Raw genomic sequence first — 16,621 nt, forward strand, 5'->3', positions numbered from 1 at the left:
GTGAAAAGGGTCAAAGATGCTCCTGCATAAGCAGATCGAATCCAATAAGCGTAAAACGGTGTCGATCGTGCTGGCTTTTATCGTTCTTGTTTTGTTGACGGGAGCGGGAGCCACTTATGTTCAGTTTGGCGAACCCTTGTGGGGAGGGATTTTGGCCGTCGTCTTGGCGGTAGGGTATACCTTGTTGATGGTCATGTCCAGTACTCGTGTGGTCATGGCGATGAATCACGCCCGGGAGGTTGAACGATCGGAAGACCAGCCCTTTCTTTGGCATATGGTGGAAGGGTTGGCGTTGGCGGCACGGGTTCCGATGCCGAGGATTTTTATCGTGGATGACTCCATCCCCAATGCCTTCGCCACCGGAATAAGCCCCGAAAAAGGTGCTGTCGCAGTGACTACTGGCCTCATGGATCGTCTTGGCCGGGAAGAGGTGGAGGCGGTTTTGGCTCATGAAATGGCTCATATTAAGAATTACGATATTCGCCTTTCTACTGTGGCCCTCGCACTGGTATCCGTGATCGCCATTATGAGTGATTTTGGAACGAATATTTTACTTGGAGGACGGGGCCGCGACAAAGGGGTTCACCCTGTGGTGTATATGTTGGCGGTAGTGTTACTGCTTGTCTCTCCTTTGCTCGCCACTTTGATCCGTTTGGCGATCTCGCGGAACCGGGAGTACTTGGCGGATGCCAGTGGGGCCGAGTTGTGCAGAAACCCCTATGCACTGGCTTCTGCTTTAGAAAAAATATCTTCCACTCAAGAACCGGTCAAGGAAGCTTCCCAAGCTTCCGCCATGTTGTACTTTTCCGACCCCCTTAAAAAGAAAATGGCCGGTCTCTTTTCGACTCACCCTCCTGCCGAAGAGAGGATCCGCCGCCTGCGCGGAATGTAAGTCACATCGATTTCCTTGAGTCATCCGATCCCCCCTTAAAATGGACCCATGGATGAGAACATGGTTCCATCCCTTTAAGGAGGGAATTTTTTATGAAGGCCTTTTTTATCCGTCTATCTCATGATCGCTCATCAATAAAGGAGGGGACCTTCCATGAACGCCCGATTGCTGTTAGTGGATGACGAATCCGCCATTCTCGATCTGTTAAAAGCGGTATTGGAAAAAGAAGGGTTTCGAGAGTTGGAAACGGCGCAAACCGGGGAGGAGGCCGTGCAAAAATGCCGGAGATTCTCTCCCGACCTCATCCTCTTGGATGTGATGTTGCCGGATTTGGAAGGGTTTGAGGTTTGCCGCCAAATGCGGGAGGTGACCCCGGCCCCGATCCTTTTTCTGACGGCCCGTTCCAATGACCTGGATAAACTGATGGGGCTGGGAATCGGAGGGGATGATTATATCACAAAGCCGTTCAACCCGTTGGAAGTGGCGGCCCGTGTGAAGGCCCAACTTCGGCGGCAGCGGATGGCGGGAAACGGGTGGAAACGGGAACCGGAGTGTCGGGTGTACGATTACGGCCGGTTTCAGGTGGATGAAGATTCGGGGCAATTGGTGGTCCAAGGCCAAAAGGTTCCTTGCCCGGCTCGGGAGTTTCAATTACTCGCCTTTCTCTGCCGTCATCCCAACCGCATTTTCAGCAAGGGACAGCTTTATGAGCAGGTATGGGGGGAAGAAAGCTTCGGCGACGATAACACGGTGATGGTCCATATACGCCGCCTCCGGGAGAAAATCGAGGAGAATCCCGGCCATCCCCGCTTTCTGCAGACGGTGCGGGGGTTGGGTTATAAATTGGTGAAGGATGGAGAAGAGATTCGGCCATGACGATGAAAACCCGCATCACCCTTCGTTTTCTGCTGTGGCTGGGGATCTATCTCGTATTGATGCCTGCCGTATTTGTCGGTGCCATGATCGGGTTTGGAGAAATCTATGAAGATCAGTCGGAGCAGGAGAACATTTATTACGGTGATTTCTTGCGGGAAATCGCCGGGGATACGACTATGGCCGGGGACCGTGTAACCGTGGCAAGAAAGACTGAAAGTCGCGTGCGCCGAATGGGAGGATGGTTGCAGATCCTGGACGGTGAGGGAGGGGAACAGTACCGCCTCAATGCCCCCGGTCACATTCCCCGCCGTTATGCCCCGGGCCAGTTGACACAAGTCAAGGCGTCGGAAGGAGAGATCTACACCTGGTATGACGGCGACCGGGAATTGACCTGGGTACTCGGAATCAGCCGGATGCCTGAGCGATTGTCCGACCAGTCCGAGATCTCTGGGACCTCCATCCGGATTCCGGAGCATTTATTGAAAGAAATCAAGGAAAAAGACGGCTGGGTACAAGTGTTGGATGCTTCCGGTAAGGAAATTTACCAGTTCCGGCGCCCCCCGCAGATGTCGAAGCATTATGTGCCCGGGGAATGGGTATATTTCCATAAATTTCAATACAAAGAGGACTGGCATTTGGAATACTGGTACGACCGGCGCGAGGGACGGGATTGGACCTGGATTTACGGAGCTTCTCCGAAACAGCATCAACTGCGTCAGGAATTTTATAGAAACGCGAGTATCGGGTACTTTTTGGGTTGGGTGCTGGTGGCTGTGCTGATCGCTTTCCTGTTCGGACGCCGCTTGGGCGGGCCTCTCCTTCATCTGCTCAGCTGGTTGCAAAACCTGGCGAAGGGGGATTACCGGGAGCCGACGGATCGAAAAGGAGTCCCCCGAAGCCGAATCGAAGGAACCTCCCTCTTACGTCGCCCCTATCGGATTTACCGGGATGTCGTGGAGGCGATGAACCGCCTCACCTGGAACCTGCAACGATCGGAGAGGGAACGCGCCCGTCTGGAAAAGAGCCGGGAGGAGTGGATCACCGGAGTGTCCCACGATTTGAAGACGCCCCTCTCTTCTGTTAAAGGGTACGCCGACTTGTTGGCCGCTCCCCGATACCAGTGGACGGAAGAGGAAGTGAGGCAGTTTGCCCGGATCGTTCAGGAAAAATCAGCGGATATGGAGCGGTTGCTGGAGGATTTGAGCCTGACCTTCCGTTTGAAAAACGAAGCGCTGCCCCTGAGCCGGGAAACCGTCGATGTTGCGGAACTCCTGCGCCGGTCGGCGATCGATCTGGCCAATGATCCGGTTGCCGCCGACAAAGAGGTGATTTTTGAGGAGCCGGAGGCGGATTCGATTCTCTATCCCCTGGATCGAAACTGGTTTAAGCGAGCCCTGGACAATCTGATCACCAATGCCGCCCTTCACAATCCGCCGGGGACCGTGATCCGTCTTTGGGTGGAGAAACGAGGAGAGGCCTCGGAGAAGGGATCCGGTGTTACCATCGGTATCGTCGATGACGGAAAGGGGATGGATGAGGAGACCCTGGAACATCTGTTTGAACGCTATTACCGTGGAACCGATACGGAGCGGAAAGGAAAAGGATCCGGGCTCGGAATGGCCATTGCACAGCAGTTGATCCGGGCCCACGGCGGAAGAATCTGGATCGATAGTGAACCGGAAAAGGGCACCCGGGTGACAATTCAGCTGCCTCCTCCGGAGAAAAATTAAGGTTTTGTTCAGCTTCCGTTTCAGCAGGCTTCAACGGCATTCGCTACCATGATCTCCGGAGGTGAAGATCGTGGAAGAAACCATGGTACAGACGACGGATTTGACCCGTCGCTATGGGACAGCGGCTGTTGTCGACCGGATCAACATCACCGTACGACGCGGGGAAGTCTATGGATTTCTGGGACCCAACGGAGCCGGTAAAACAACGACGATCCGCATGTTGCTGGGGTTGATCCGGTCGACCTCCGGAGAAGTGGAGATTTTCGGACAGCCGTTGAAGCGGAAAAGGACCGACATTCTGAAAAAGGTGGGCTCGCTGGTGGAGTCCCCTTCCTATTACGGCCACCTGTCCGGGCGGGAAAATATGGAGGTGGCCCGGCGGTTGCTGGATGTTCCCAAAAGCCGGATCGACCGGGTGTTGGAGATGGTTCGGTTGATTCCGGCGGCGGATAAAAAGGTCAAACAGTATTCCCTGGGGATGAAACAGCGACTGGGGATTGCGATGGCCCTGCTCGGTAATCCCGAGCTTCTAATCCTGGATGAGCCGACCAACGGATTGGATCCCGCCGGGATCCAGGAGATCCGGGAACTGATTGTGGACATGCCCAAACAGCACGGCATCACGATCTTGGTTTCCAGTCATCTGTTGAACGAGATCGACCAGATGGCGACTCAGGTGGGGATCATTCATCAAGGAAAGATGATTTTCCAGGATGATATCCGGGTTTTGCGCCGGCAGAGCAACCCCCGGATTCGCATCGGTGCGGGGGATGCCCGGGAAGCCTGCCAAGCCCTGCGGGACAGGGGATGGGATGTCACGCTGGACCGGGACGGGCTGTGGATGCAGGGGCTCAACCGGAGGGAAACGGCACAGGTGGTGGAGACCTTGGTGATGGACCGGTTTTCCGTCTACCGGGTGGAAGAAGTGAAACCCTCCCTGGAAGAGATCTTCCTGGAGTTGACCGGAAAGGAAAACAGCTTATGATCCGCCGTATTTGGTCTGCGGAATGGCTGAAGGTGAAACGGACCTGGATCGCCGCTCTTACCTTGCTGGGGCCGGCGGGAATCATCGCCTGTCTGATGGTGGACTACGCGATCCGTTCGGACTATATCCTGAAGATTTATCCCGACGAGTGGACAGGGCTGATTCTGGAGGCCTCGATGATTCTGCCGACAGCGATCATGATGGGAGTGACCCTGTTCGCTTCCCTTTTGGCAGGGTTGGAACATCAGACAAACGCTTGGAAATATAGTTTGGCCCTCCCTCTGTCCCGGTTTCAACTTTATCTGGGAAAAGGCCTTCAGTTGGTTTTTCTCCTCTTTTTATGCTCGGTATTAACCAGCCTCGGTTTTGCATTTTTATGGGTGTGGAACGGATTTGAAGCGGATATCCCCTGGTTAGAACTGTTCCAGGGGACGCTGTACCCTCTCCTGGCCGCCCTGCCGGTCATAATGATCCAGCTGTGGTTGTCCGTCACACTACGCAACCAGGCCTTGCCGATCACCGTCGGCGTGTTAGGAGCCACCATCGGAGCCGCCTTGGCGGAGTGGCTTCCCTGGGCTTATCCGACGAATGCCTTGCCCGTCGATACCGAAAACCTGGGAAGGACTGCCCAGGAACCGGAGAAATGGGTTCCGGTCGGGATCGTCTTGGGGATCCTTTTGCTCATATTGGGCGGTTGGAATTTTACACGCCGGGAGGTGAAATAGGGATGAAGGCTTTTTGGCGAATTTGTTCCGCAGAGTGGAAAAAAACACAGTGGTGGTTGGTCGGCGTCCTCGCAATGGCCGGACCGGCTCTGGGGGTTCTTGCCGGTAACACGGTGACCCTTCAACATTCGGGGATGGATGATTGGACCTCGATGTTCGCGATGACCGTACAACAGTACGGTTGGCTTTTCTTTCCGATCATCGTCGGGGTCTTCGCCGCTCTTGTCTGCCGGTACGAACACGTCAACGGCGGGTGGAAGCACCTGTTGGCGTTACCGGTTTCCCGCACCCATGTTTATCTGGCGAAGGGGCTGATGGTGGCTTTTTGTATCGCTTTGTGCCAGCTGGCTTTGTTGTTATTCTTTGTGGCGGCGGGGCAGGTGAAGGGATTGGACGGGGATATCCCCTGGGGGATGTTCCTGCAAAGTGTCTCCGCCGGTTGGGTGGCCGCTCTGCCGCTGGCCGCATTGCAACTCTGGGTTTCCTTTGTATGGCGAAGTTTCGGCGTTCCCTTGGCGATTAATGTCATCTTCACCCTGCCTTCCATCTTCGCCTTGAACTCGGAGACTTTCGCCCCTTACTATCCCTGGGCTCAACCCGTGCAAGCGATGATACCCGCAGAAAACGGGATGTTTCAAATCCGTACCGAGACTCTCACCTTCGTTATCATCAGCGGTTTTCTGCTGGCGGCTGTCGGAGGATGGCAACACTTTCTCCGCAGAGAAGTGACAGAGTAAAGGATTTGCGAAGGAAGGCTGCCGATGGACTTTCCCCCATCGGCAGCTTTTGTTGTTGAGGGGTAAGGAATCTTCCATAGGGATAGAAAAATTTTATAGATTTATAATAAACCATATAAAATGAAAAATATCGAAAAGATGATTTCCATTTTCTTTTTAATATTGTAGAATAATCGTATGAAAAAACACGAAAGGTGGTCAAATATGAATCAACCAGAGATTCATAATATGGGCGGAATTATTCGAAGGGTGAGAAAAGAACGGGGTTGGCGCCTGGAAGATGTGGCTGATGAAAACATCTCCCCTGCGACGATCAGCAATATCGAACGAGGGGTTCCCCACGTCAACCCCAATAAAACGAACTATTTGCTGAAAAAGCTGGGGATCGGGACAGATCGGCTTCCGGAGCTGATCATGAGCGAAAAGAGAGAATTGCAGAACCTTGATTTTCAATTTTTAATGATCGAAGCGCAGTGGGAAATGGGTCAATGGGATCAAGCCCTCACCCAACTGGATCAGCTGGATCTCGATGACCAGCATCCTTACGCTGCCGCCCGGCACCTGTGGAAAGGGAAGTGCCTGAGCGGCAAAAAGAGCTGGAAACGGGCCGAACGTTCCTTTTATAAAGCGATCCAGCTTTGCAACCCCAACGGATCTTCGGATTCCACCAATGTGGAAGCCTTCAGCTTCTTGGAATTGGGTCTTTGTTCCTATTACCAAAACGATCTGGAAAAAGCGCTCCAGCTCACCGAAAGCGGTATCGACGCCTTTACCCCTGACGGGAGCCGCCGATATCTTTGGCCCTTGTTGCACCGTAATAAAGGAGTTTATCTGGAACATTTGGATCGGGTTGCCGAGGGATTGAAACTGGTTCAAGAGATATGGGATTCGCTGGACGCAATCGATGATGCGGAAACGGTGCTCACTTTTTATTGGCTTCGTTCCGAACTGTTGTGCCGTACCGGAATGTATGAGGATGCGATTCGGTATGCGGTTGACGGAGTCCAAATCGCTCGGCGCAATCACAGGTATCATCTGATGTTTTCCTTGTTCAGCGTTCTCGGCAGTGCCTATATGGCCCAGGAAGAATGGGAGAAAGCGGAAGATAGCTTTGATCTTGCCTTGAGCTGTAAAGAAAAAATGACGGGAGAGAAGAAACGGTTGATCCGAACCTATGACCGTTTGGGGATTTTGTATATGCGCCAGGGAAAGTTCGAAAAGGCGTTTTCCGTGATCGATCAAGCGATTCAATACGGGGAGTCTTCGCAGGATATACCTCGTTTGACCCATACCCTGCTGTTGATGGGAGATTGTTACCGCCTGCAGGGGAACCGGGAAGAGGCGATCCGGTATTATGAACGGGCGCTGGGTCTGGCTCAGGAACACGGTTATAAACGGAAGGAGAACCAAGCGCTCTACGCTTTGGCCCAATGTTGGAGTGGTGTAGATGAGAACGAATTTCAAAGGTGCATGGGAGATGGAGGCAGCAAGTGGTGGTTGATGTCACAAATCACTTGAAAGAAATCCCGTAAGATGGAGTCAGACTCCGTTTTCGGCTTGTAACGGAGTCTTTTTTTGTATCCGCCGGCCCCGTTGACACGGTAATAAGGATCTGTGTTAATCTTTTTGCGAATGGTTTGTTGATATTTGTTATAATAATGAGAATAGTGAATGGAAATGGAGGAAGAGAGGATGGTGGTTTATGGCAGTCGATCCGAAGTACGCTTCACAGGTTCAGGATCTTTTGGAGATCGGAAGGCGATTGTACCGAAACGGGTTTGTGGCTTCCGATAACGGAAACATCAGTATCTGGCTGTCGCAGGACCGGTTTTTGATCACCGTCGGCGGGGTGAGCAAAGGGTATATGACAGAGGATCACGCCGTGGTGATCGACCGGGACGGGCGCGTTTTGGACGGGGATGGAGAGCCCCCCTCCGAATACCGGATGCATGCGGAGATTTACCGGTACCGGAAGGACGTCCGGGCGGTGGTTGATGCGCATCCGCCCACTGCCACCGCCTTTACGGTGGCCGGGATTTCCATGATGGATCCGGTACTGCCGGAGATGGTCGCCTCCCTGGGGGGAATTCCCACAGTTCCCTTCGGCGTTCCCGGCACCGACGACCTGGTACGCAAGTTGCGACCTTATCTGGATCGGCATGATGCGGTTCTGTTGGAGAACCTTGGCGCCGTCACTCTGGGGATCGACGGGTATGACGCCTACTATAAGATGGAGTCGGTGGAAATGGCGGCCCGGATTCGGTCGACCGCCCGGAGTCTGGGAGAGGAGCGGGGATTGACCCGGGACGAGGTGAAACGGTTGATGGAATGGTGTCCCGGTTCCCGACAAAAGGGGAGACATCCCGGCGGCCGAATGTTGCGGTTGGCGGCAAGCGATCGCTAAAGGAACCATGGGAGAGCAGGAAGGATCGGAGCCGACTGTGGATTCAGCGGCGAGATACGTATGTCTTTTTTGGAAGCGTTTACAATGACCATCTCTCCAAGGAGGTGAAACCTTTGTCCATGCGCAATGTACTGCCCCCTCCCGCCCGATGGATCCGCGGGTAAAACGGGCGGGAGCAACCAAAGGACAACAGTTGAAAGGTTGAGATCCCGCCCGGTAAAAAAAGATCGGGAGGGATCGTGATGAGACAGGGATGGTTGTGGGTCTGCCTGGGGGCGGTTCTGTGGGGGACTGCCGGGATGGCGGCCAAGATATTGACCGGAGAGTACGGGATGGATGCGTTGGGAGTGGCGGCTTGGCGGTTACTACTCAGCTTGCCGCTGCTCCTCCCCGCCGCCGTGGCGGAAGCCCGGGGGCGGGGGCCGCAGGGCAGTGTGAAACGGACCCATTGGCGGTGGTTTTTCCTGTTCGGGGCTGCGGTGGCGGGATACCAGGCGTCGTTTTTCACTTCGGTGGAGATGACCCGAGTGTCGACAGCTACACTGTTGACGATCTGTACAGCGCCGATCCTGGTGGCTGTGATCGCCCGGACGGTTCTGAGGGAGCCTCAGGAGAAGCGAACGTGGCTGGCCATGAGTCTGGGCCTGATTGGGGTCGCCCTCCTTGTCGGAGTGGACAGTCTGGCCGGCTTGGCAGTCGGACGGTATGTTTGGGGAAATGGGTGGGCCCTGGTAGCGGCGGCCTGTTACGGAGGGTATGTCGTAATCGGGAAGAGACTGTTGGAGGAAGTATCCCCTTTCCGGGTGACCGGGTACGCTTTTGCCGTCGGGGCTGTCCTCATGCTTCCGGCGCTTGAGTGGCCGGAACCCTCCTGGACGGCATGGATGCTTCTCCTGTATCTCGGTTTCATCCCTACAGGATTCGCTTATCTTCTCTACATCCGGGGACTGGAACAAACGACAGCGACACGGGCATCCATCGCCGCGTTACTGGAACCTCTTACCGCTTCGGTGCTGGCGGTAATCTTCCTGGGGGAGCGATTGACTGTTTGGGGATGGTTGGGAGGCGGTATGCTTCTCTTCTCCCTCACATGGCTGTCCATCCCCGGGAGGCACCGGGAAAAACAGGCGGTCTCGAACCCTTGATGCCTGTTTACATCTGAGTCTCAAAAGGGTATAACAGGATATAGGTACTAAAAGGTGCCGAAGAATCTGGTAAAAATAAAAAAGGGGGCATTCTGTTTGGCCTTTGTCATCACCTCTCCTTGTAAAGACGAGAAGGCGGCTGAATGCGTAGAAGTATGTCCGGTAGACTGCATTCACGGAGACGATGTCATGTACTACATCGACCCGGATACCTGCATCGAGTGTGGGGCTTGTGAGCCGGTCTGCCCGGTGGAAGCGATCTACGAAGAAGAAATGGTGCCGGAAGAGGAAAAAGAGTACATCGAAATTAACGCAAATTTTTTCAAGTGAGAAGCGGAGCGGGCGCGGAAAGGGCGCCCGCTCTATTCGGTTTCCCTGTTTGGCCGAATTGAAAAAGTGGGATTCTCCTCTTGACGCAGGTGGTGGTTCAGATAAATAATAATATTTGAAAGGAGATTTTCTTTGGAGAGTTGCTGAGAAGGTAACAGGTCACGAAGTTGAAACGCCATTTATAACCGATCCGACGGGAGAGGTTTTTTTCTACCCATCAAATGAATGACTATTCATTCATGAAAAGTCCCCCGTCGGGAGGGTTTTTGAGAGGAGGAACTTCATTGGCTGAGATCAAACGGGCAGCCGTGATCGGTGCCGGCGTCATGGGTGCGGCTATTGCCGGCCATCTGGCCAACGCAGGCATTCGTACCACTCTGCTGGATATTGTACCGAAGGAATTGACGGACAAAGAAAAGGCGAAAGGTCTCACCCTGGAAGAAAAAAGCGTTCGCAACCGACTTTCCCGGATGGGGAAGGAGCGGCTTTTCAAAGAGAAGCCGGCGCCTCTGTTCCATAAGAAAATGGCGGAAAAGATTGAAGTGGGCAATTTGGAAGACGATTTGCACTGCCTGTCCGAGGTGGACTGGGTGATTGAAGCCGTCGTGGAGAATCTGAATATCAAACAGGATCTCTTTACACGCATCGAACAGGTATGGAAGCCGGGAATCATCGTCAGCTCCAACACTTCCGGCATCTCCATCCGTGAGATGGTCGAGGGGCGTTCAGAGGCGTTCCGTTCCCATTTTCTCGGCACTCACTTTTTTAATCCCCCGCGTTATATGAAACTGTTAGAGATTATTCCGACGAAAGATACAGACCGACAGATTGTTTCAAAGATGAAAGCGTTTGCTGAAGAGACCCTGGGCAAAGGGGTCGTCGATGCCAAGGATACTCCCAACTTTATCGCCAACCGCATCGGTGTGTACGGATTGGCCATCACTTTCCAGAAGATGCTGGAAGAGAACTTGGGTCCCGATGAAGTGGATACAGTGACCGGACGGGCGATGGGACGTCCGAAGAGCGCCACCTTCCGCACGCTGGATCTGGTGGGTTTGGACACTTTTGTCCATGTTTCCGATAATGTCCGGGAAAATGTACAGGATCCGGAAGAGAAAAAAGCCTTTGAAGTGCCCGAACTTTTGCAGGAGATGGTAGAAAAGGGATGGATCGGGGCGAAGAGCGGTCAAGGGTTTTTCAAAAAGGTGAAGGGGGAGAAGGGAAGCGAAATTTTGGCCCTGGATCCGAAGACACGCGAGTACCGGCCCCGCAAGAAGTTGAAGGCCCCCTCTCTGGAAATGTCCAAACGGGCCAAGACGCAAAAAGAACAGTTCCGTTCCTTGGTTTATGCCGATGACACAGCGGGGCGTCTGGCCTGGTACATTACGAAAAAAGTGCTTCTCTATTCCGCGGCGCGGATTCCGGAAATTGCCGATGACATCGTCAGTGTGGATCGGGCCATGCGCTGGGGGTTCAATTGGGATCTCGGCCCCTTTGAGGTATGGGATGCGATTGGTGTGGAGAAGTCCGTCGCCCGAATGCGGGAAGAGGGAGAGACGATTCCGCCGTTGGTGGAAGAACTGCTTGCTTCCGGGGCCAAATCCTTTTACGAACGCACGCCGGAAACAACATCCGTTTTTCATCTCGGCGGTTCGTTCCGAAAGGTGGAGGAACATCCCAAGGCGATTTCCCTTGCCCGTTTGAAAGAGCAAAACCGAGTGATTAAATCCAACCGAGGTGCCAGCCTGATCGATATCGGCGATGATGTTCTCTGTCTGGAGTTCCATTCGCCGAAAAACGCGATCGCCGCGGATATCATCCAGATGATTGGGACGGCGGTCAAAGAATTGAATACCCATTACCGCGGCCTGGTGATCGGAAACCAGGGCTCCAATTTCTGTATCGGAGCCAACCTGATGCTGATCCTGATGGAAGCCCAGGACCAGAACTGGCCGGAGCTCGATCTGATGGTCCGTCAGTTCCAGCAGACGATGGGCTCTCTGCGCTATGTCGATAAACCGGTGGTAGCCGCTCCCTTCGGGATGACCTTGGGCGGCGGTGTGGAAGTCGCTCTGCCGGCGGACCGGATTCAAGCTTCTGCGGAAACGTATATGGGTCTGGTGGAGACCGGGGTCGGACTGATTCCCGGCGGCGGCGGAAACAAAGAACTGCTGCTGCGCTGGATGGACGGGGTGGATCCCAAGGACCGCCTGGTGCTGCAGCCTCTGGTGAACCATGTTTTTGAAACGATCGCCATGGCCAAGGTGTCCACCAGTGCGATGGAAGCCCGGGATTACAAGTTTTTGCGGGAAAGCGACGGGATCAGTATGAACGGGGATCACCTCATCTTTGAGGCCAAACAGGCGGTATTGGCCATGGACCAAAGCGGATATCGCGCTCCCGAGCGGAAAAAGATCCCGGTCGTAGGCGAAACCGGTTATAACACCCTTCGTCTGGGTGCTTACGAGATGCTGCAATCCGGCTACATCAGCCAACACGACTACAAGATCGCTTCCAAGCTGGCTTATGTTCTCGCCGGCGGAAACCTGCCGGAAGGGACCCTGGTGGACGAACAGTACCTGTTGGATATTGAACGGGAAGCTTTCCTCAGTCTGGCCGGTGAGCCCAAGTCTCAGCAGCGGATGCAGCACATGCTGACCAAGAACAAACCCCTGCGCAACTGACGGTTGTAAGGATTTTGAAGTGCGGGGCACCGAACAACCCGAAGGAGGAGAGAGTATGCGCGAAGCAGTCATCGTCGCCGCCGCCCGTACCGCTGTCGGTAAAGCAAATCGCGGGTCGCTCAAGGACACCCGCCCCGACGATCTGGGAGCCGCGGTGGTCGAGGATTTAATGAAACGGGTTCCTCAGCTGGATCCCGGAGAAGTGGAAGATGTCGTCATGGGTTGTTCCTTTCCGGAGGGGGAACAGGGGATGAATGTCGCCCGAGTCATCGCCTTGCGGGCGGGCTTGCCCACTACGGCGGCAGGCCTGACGATCAACCGGTTTTGTTCCTCCGGTCTGCAATCCATCGCCATCGCCGCCCAACACATCATGGCCGGATTTGCCGACACAGTGATCGCCGGCGGTGTGGAGAGTATGAGCATCGTTCCCATGGGCGGTTACAAACCGGCTCCCAATCCTCATCTGATGGATCACGGTCCGGAGCTGTACATGTCCATGGGCCACACGGCGGAGGAAGTGGCCGAACGGTACGGGGTTTCCCGGGAAGATCAGGACCGGTTCGCTCTGAGAAGCCATCAGAACGCGATTCAGGCGATCCAAGAAGGACGTTTTAAGGAAGAGATCGTCCCGGTCACGGTCAAAAAGCGGTATCTGGGGGATGACAACCGATTGCAGGAGGAATCATTCGTTTTTGATACCGATGAGGGGCCGCGTCCCGATACCTCCCTGGAAAAGCTGGCCGCTTTGCGCCCTGCTTTCCGGGTCGGAGGGTCCGTCACGGCCGGCAACTCTTCTCAGACCAGCGACGGTGCCGCCGGGGTGATCGTCATGTCCCGGGAAAAGGCGGAATCGTTGGGAGTCCAACCCCTCGCCGTCTTCCGTTCTTTCTGCGTCGGCGGAGTGGATCCTGATGTGATGGGAATCGGCCCGGTCGTCGCTGTTCCTAAAGCCTTGGAGAAAGCGGGAATCACCTTGGATCAGGTGGATCTGGTGGAATTGAACGAAGCCTTTGCTGCCCAGTCTCTGCAAGTGATTCGCCATTTGGAGATCGATCCGGAGATCGTTAATGTCAATGGCGGTGCGATCGCCTTGGGCCATCCTCTGGGCTGTTCCGGTGCCAAGTTGACGGCGACGATTTTACACGAGCTGGCTCGCCGCAAGCAGAAGTACGGGTTGGTCACCATGTGTATGGGCGGCGGTATGGGTGCCGCCGGCGTCTTTGAAATGGTGCAGTAAACGGGTTTGATTAGAGAAAAATCGAAGGAGGAAGATAACGATGGCGTCAGACACGATCACCAAAGGGGGCAGCTTCCTGCTGGAAGAAATCTCCCCGGCCGATGTATTCACCCCGGAGGATTTGAATGAAGAGCACAAGATGATGGCTAAAACCACCGAGGATTTTGTCAAGGATCAAGTGTGGCCGGTACTGGAGGAGATTGAACAGCACAACTTCGATCACAGCGTCCGTTTGCTGAAACAGGCCGGTGAACTGGGTCTTCTCGGTGCTGACGTCCCGGAGGAATACGGCGGTTTAGGTCTGGACAAAGTCAGCTCCACTCTGATCACGGAAAAGGTTTCCCTGGGTCGTGGATTCGGCTTGAGCCATGGGGCCCATGTGGGAATCGGAACCTTGCCGATCGTGTTCTTCGGTACGGAGGAACAAAAGAAAAAGTATCTGCCGCCTTTGGCCTCCGGTGAAAAGTTTGCCGCCTATGCCTTGACAGAGCCGGGTTCGGGATCCGACGCCCTCGGTGCGAAAACGGTAGCCAAAAAATCCGAGGACGGCCAATACTACCTTCTCACCGGTGAGAAACAGTGGATCACCAACTCCGCCTTTGCCGACGTTTTTGTCGTCTATGCCAAGATCGACGGAGAAAAGTTCACCGCATTCATCGTAGAGCGGGATTTTGAAGGGGTTTCCACCGGACCGGAGGAGAAAAAAATGGGGATCAAAGGGTCCTCCACTCGGACCCTGATCCTGGATGAAGCTAAAGTACCTGTGGAAAACGTGTTGGGGGAAATCGGCAAGGGGCATCGAATCGCCTTTAACATTTTGAATATCGGTCGTTATAAGCTGGCGGTGGGCTGTGTCGGTTCCTGCAAACGAGCCATTGAAATCTCCGCCAAGTATGCTAATGAACGCAAACAGTTCAACACTCCCATCGCCCAGTTTCCGCTGATTCAGGAAAAGTTGGCGACGATGGCCGCCAAGACCTTCGCAGCGGAAAGCATGGTGTACCGCACCACGGGCTTATACGATGAGGGTCTGAGCCGGCTGGAGGGATCCGACGGTTCCAGCGCCGCCAAAGCCATCGCCGAATATGCCCTGGAGTGTTCCGTCAACAAGGTATTCGGTTCCGAAGTTCTGGATTATGTTGTGGATGAAGGGGTTCAGATTCACGGCGGCTATGGCTTCATGCAGGAATACGAAATCGAAAATATGTATCGGGATTCCCGGATTAATCGCATTTTCGAAGGGACCAACGAGATTAACCGTCTCCTGATCCCCTCCACCCTGATGCGCAAGACGATGAAAGGGGAACTTCCTTTCATGGAAAAGGCGGGCTCCCTCCAGGAAGAATTGATGACGATGATGCCGACACTCCCGGATGAGGAACCGGCCCCCTTGGAAGAGGAGTTCGAACGGATCGAAAATGCCAAAAAGCTGTTCCTGATGACCGCCGGCCTTGCGGTGGAAAAATACCAAAACGATCTGGAGAAAGAGCAGGAGATCCTGCGGGATATCGCGGATATCGCCATCGAGATCTTCGCTATGGAAAGCGCTGTACTGCGGGCGAAAAAAGCCTTGGATAAAGACGGAGAAGAAAAGGCGAAGATGAAATTGGACCTGGCCCGGGCCTATGTATATGAGGCTTTCCCCCGTATCGAACAGAAAGGGCGTCACATCCTTTCTTCCATCGAGGAAGGGGATCTATTGCGCACACAGCTTTCCATCATGAAAAAGCTGACTCGATATGAATTGATTAACGAAGTGGCTCTCAAGCGGACCATCGCCAAACGCATCTTGGATGCCGAGCGTTACGTTGTTTAACGGGAGTCAGCCGATTCTTTTTTCGACCCACGGACGTTGTCCGTGGGTGTTTTTTTATTGAAAAGGATAGGTTATGATTGCCATAAGAAAGAAGAATCTTTATACTATGAATCGTATTCATCGACTTTTGAGGAGAGATTGATTTGACCAATGTCGATTTAAAGGAACAGTTGGATGAACGTCAGTTGGCGATTGCAAACAGCGAATTGGAAAACCAGAAAAAGTCGGTTGTATTGGCGTATGTCTTATGGTTTTTCTTAGGAGCTTTCGGTGCCCACCGTTATTATGCGGGTAAAATCGCTTCCGGATTGATCTTTTTGGGAATGACCATCGTCTGCTGGATTCTGGCCACGATTGTGACCATTATCACCTTTGGACTTCTGGGTTGGATTTTCTTATTGCCGATCACGATCTGGTGGATTGTGGACGCGTTTTTACTGCATGGTTTGATCCATCAGGCCAATGTGAAGAAGGAACGCGTCATTCTGGAACAAATTCAACAACAGCAGGCTTCCTGAGGGGTGCGTAGCCCTGGGTATTATCAGTTTTTATCCTTCGTTGGAGATGGTCGAATTGACAGGCCATCTCCATTTCTATACTCTCTCCCACCGCGTCTTTGCTAAGTAAGGTGGAAAGGTGGGCTACCGGTGTTTTTTGGAGTCCGGCCGTTCGTCCGGTAAAATAGAGGAGGTTGCAACTCATCCATCAAAAAAGCGGAGGTTATCGATATGGATCACTCCAAACCCCCGGCGGACGGGCGCTCTCCAGCCACCGCCGAGCGCGGCGATAAAGAGAAAATCTGGACGGCCTACGGATTATGGCTTTTTTTGGGGAGCTTCGGGGCGCATCGGTTTTATTTCGGAAAATGGGTGACCGGCTTTTTAATGGCCTTTGCCGGTGCCGCCACTTGGACACTGGCGATTATTTTTGCCGTTATCCCCGGTTCCGTGTGGGTCGTGGCGGCCCCTTTTCTGTTGTGGTGGGGGATTGACGCCTTTCTGATCCCTCGATGGGTTCGGCTGACAAGCGCATCCGGTGATGAAGGGGATTCATAAAAAAG

The 16,621-nt window shown here is 53.9% G+C and carries 15 protein-coding genes; all 15 read left to right on the forward strand.

The annotated features are described in order from the left end of the window. The first annotated feature begins 16 nt into the window (after positions 1-16). The 15 genes from htpX (at position 17) to CHM34_RS13425 (ending at position 16,616) form a co-directional block, all read left to right on the forward strand. Entirely contained in the window at positions 17-892 is an 876-nt protein-coding gene (gene htpX / locus CHM34_RS13355; protein WP_094265121.1) for a zinc metalloprotease HtpX, read from the forward strand. Positions 893-1,045: 153 nt separating this feature from the next. After that, positions 1,046-1,768 carry a response regulator transcription factor gene (locus CHM34_RS13360; RefSeq protein WP_094265122.1) on the forward strand — a complete coding sequence of 241 codons (723 nt, stop codon included), beginning with the start codon at positions 1,046-1,048 and terminating at the stop codon, positions 1,766-1,768. Further along, positions 1,765-3,498, forward strand: coding sequence for a sensor histidine kinase (locus CHM34_RS13365; RefSeq protein WP_094265123.1), 1,734 nt, complete (start codon positions 1,765-1,767; stop codon positions 3,496-3,498). Before CHM34_RS13360 ends, CHM34_RS13365 begins: the two co-directional genes overlap by 4 nt. A 70-nt stretch (positions 3,499-3,568) precedes the next feature. Beyond that, entirely contained in the window at positions 3,569-4,483 is a 915-nt protein-coding gene (locus tag CHM34_RS13370) for an ATP-binding cassette domain-containing protein (protein WP_094265124.1), read from the forward strand. Next, on the forward strand, positions 4,480-5,208 hold the full coding sequence (locus CHM34_RS13375; protein ID WP_094265125.1) for an ABC transporter permease: 729 nt from the start codon (positions 4,480-4,482) through the stop codon (positions 5,206-5,208). Before CHM34_RS13370 ends, CHM34_RS13375 begins: the two co-directional genes overlap by 4 nt. Positions 5,209-5,210: 2 nt before the next feature. Beyond that, positions 5,211-5,945, forward strand: coding sequence for an ABC transporter permease (locus CHM34_RS13380; RefSeq protein ID WP_169713732.1), 735 nt, complete (start codon positions 5,211-5,213; stop codon positions 5,943-5,945). A gap of 204 nt (positions 5,946-6,149) precedes the next feature. Then, entirely contained in the window at positions 6,150-7,463 is a 1,314-nt protein-coding gene (locus CHM34_RS13385; RefSeq protein WP_169713733.1) for a tetratricopeptide repeat protein, read from the forward strand. Between the two features lie 184 nt (positions 7,464-7,647). After that, positions 7,648-8,349 carry a class II aldolase/adducin family protein gene (locus tag CHM34_RS13390; RefSeq protein ID WP_094265128.1) on the forward strand — a complete coding sequence of 234 codons (702 nt, stop codon included), beginning with the start codon at positions 7,648-7,650 and terminating at the stop codon, positions 8,347-8,349. A 242-nt stretch (positions 8,350-8,591) separates the two neighbouring features. After that, complete coding sequence (locus CHM34_RS13395; RefSeq protein ID WP_094265129.1) at positions 8,592-9,494, forward strand: DMT family transporter; 903 nt, start codon at positions 8,592-8,594, stop codon at positions 9,492-9,494. A gap of 96 nt (positions 9,495-9,590) precedes the next feature. Continuing rightward, positions 9,591-9,824 carry a ferredoxin family protein gene (locus CHM34_RS13400; protein WP_091566038.1) on the forward strand — a complete coding sequence of 78 codons (234 nt, stop codon included), beginning with the start codon at positions 9,591-9,593 and terminating at the stop codon, positions 9,822-9,824. Between the two features lie 239 nt (positions 9,825-10,063). Continuing rightward, entirely contained in the window at positions 10,064-12,508 is a 2,445-nt protein-coding gene (locus CHM34_RS13405; RefSeq protein WP_094265247.1) for a 3-hydroxyacyl-CoA dehydrogenase/enoyl-CoA hydratase family protein, read from the forward strand. Between the two features lie 55 nt (positions 12,509-12,563). Next, positions 12,564-13,745 carry an acetyl-CoA C-acyltransferase gene (locus tag CHM34_RS13410; RefSeq protein WP_094265130.1) on the forward strand — a complete coding sequence of 394 codons (1,182 nt, stop codon included), beginning with the start codon at positions 12,564-12,566 and terminating at the stop codon, positions 13,743-13,745. A gap of 40 nt (positions 13,746-13,785) precedes the next feature. After that, positions 13,786-15,561: an acyl-CoA dehydrogenase FadE gene (locus CHM34_RS13415; RefSeq protein ID WP_206093810.1), complete on the forward strand. Its 1,776-nt coding sequence runs from the start codon at positions 13,786-13,788 to the stop codon at positions 15,559-15,561. A gap of 143 nt (positions 15,562-15,704) precedes the next feature. Then, positions 15,705-16,079: a TM2 domain-containing protein gene (locus tag CHM34_RS13420; protein ID WP_094265132.1), complete on the forward strand. Its 375-nt coding sequence runs from the start codon at positions 15,705-15,707 to the stop codon at positions 16,077-16,079. 210 nt (positions 16,080-16,289) lie between these two features. Beyond that, the gene (locus tag CHM34_RS13425) at positions 16,290-16,616 is read left to right on the forward strand and encodes a TM2 domain-containing protein (protein ID WP_094265133.1); all 327 of its coding nucleotides are present in this window, start codon (positions 16,290-16,292) and stop codon (positions 16,614-16,616) included. The last annotated feature ends 5 nt before the right edge of the window (positions 16,617-16,621 follow it).

Source organism: Paludifilum halophilum (assembly GCF_002245355.1).
In the GTDB taxonomy this organism is placed as follows: domain Bacteria; phylum Bacillota; class Bacilli; order Thermoactinomycetales; family DSM-45169; genus Paludifilum; species Paludifilum halophilum.

Excerpts from the sequence above, each read along its gene's own strand:
- htpX (WP_094265121.1), top strand. The coding sequence starts at position 17 with ATGCTCCTGCATAAGCAGATCGAATCCAATAAGCGTAAAACGGTGTCG.
- CHM34_RS13360 (WP_094265122.1), top strand. The coding sequence starts at position 1,046 with ATGAACGCCCGATTGCTGTTAGTGGATGACGAATCCGCCATTCTCGAT.
- CHM34_RS13365 (WP_094265123.1), top strand. The coding sequence starts at position 1,765 with ATGACGATGAAAACCCGCATCACCCTTCGTTTTCTGCTGTGGCTGGGG.
- CHM34_RS13375 (WP_094265125.1), top strand. The coding sequence starts at position 4,480 with ATGATCCGCCGTATTTGGTCTGCGGAATGGCTGAAGGTGAAACGGACC.
- CHM34_RS13380 (WP_169713732.1), top strand. The coding sequence starts at position 5,211 with ATGAAGGCTTTTTGGCGAATTTGTTCCGCAGAGTGGAAAAAAACACAG.
- CHM34_RS13385 (WP_169713733.1), top strand. The coding sequence starts at position 6,150 with ATGAATCAACCAGAGATTCATAATATGGGCGGAATTATTCGAAGGGTG.
- CHM34_RS13390 (WP_094265128.1), top strand. The coding sequence starts at position 7,648 with ATGGCAGTCGATCCGAAGTACGCTTCACAGGTTCAGGATCTTTTGGAG.
- CHM34_RS13395 (WP_094265129.1), top strand. The coding sequence starts at position 8,592 with ATGAGACAGGGATGGTTGTGGGTCTGCCTGGGGGCGGTTCTGTGGGGG.
- CHM34_RS13405 (WP_094265247.1), top strand. The coding sequence starts at position 10,064 with ATGAAAAGTCCCCCGTCGGGAGGGTTTTTGAGAGGAGGAACTTCATTG.
- CHM34_RS13410 (WP_094265130.1), top strand. The coding sequence starts at position 12,564 with ATGCGCGAAGCAGTCATCGTCGCCGCCGCCCGTACCGCTGTCGGTAAA.
- CHM34_RS13415 (WP_206093810.1), top strand. The coding sequence starts at position 13,786 with ATGGCGTCAGACACGATCACCAAAGGGGGCAGCTTCCTGCTGGAAGAA.
- CHM34_RS13425 (WP_094265133.1), top strand. The coding sequence starts at position 16,290 with ATGGATCACTCCAAACCCCCGGCGGACGGGCGCTCTCCAGCCACCGCC.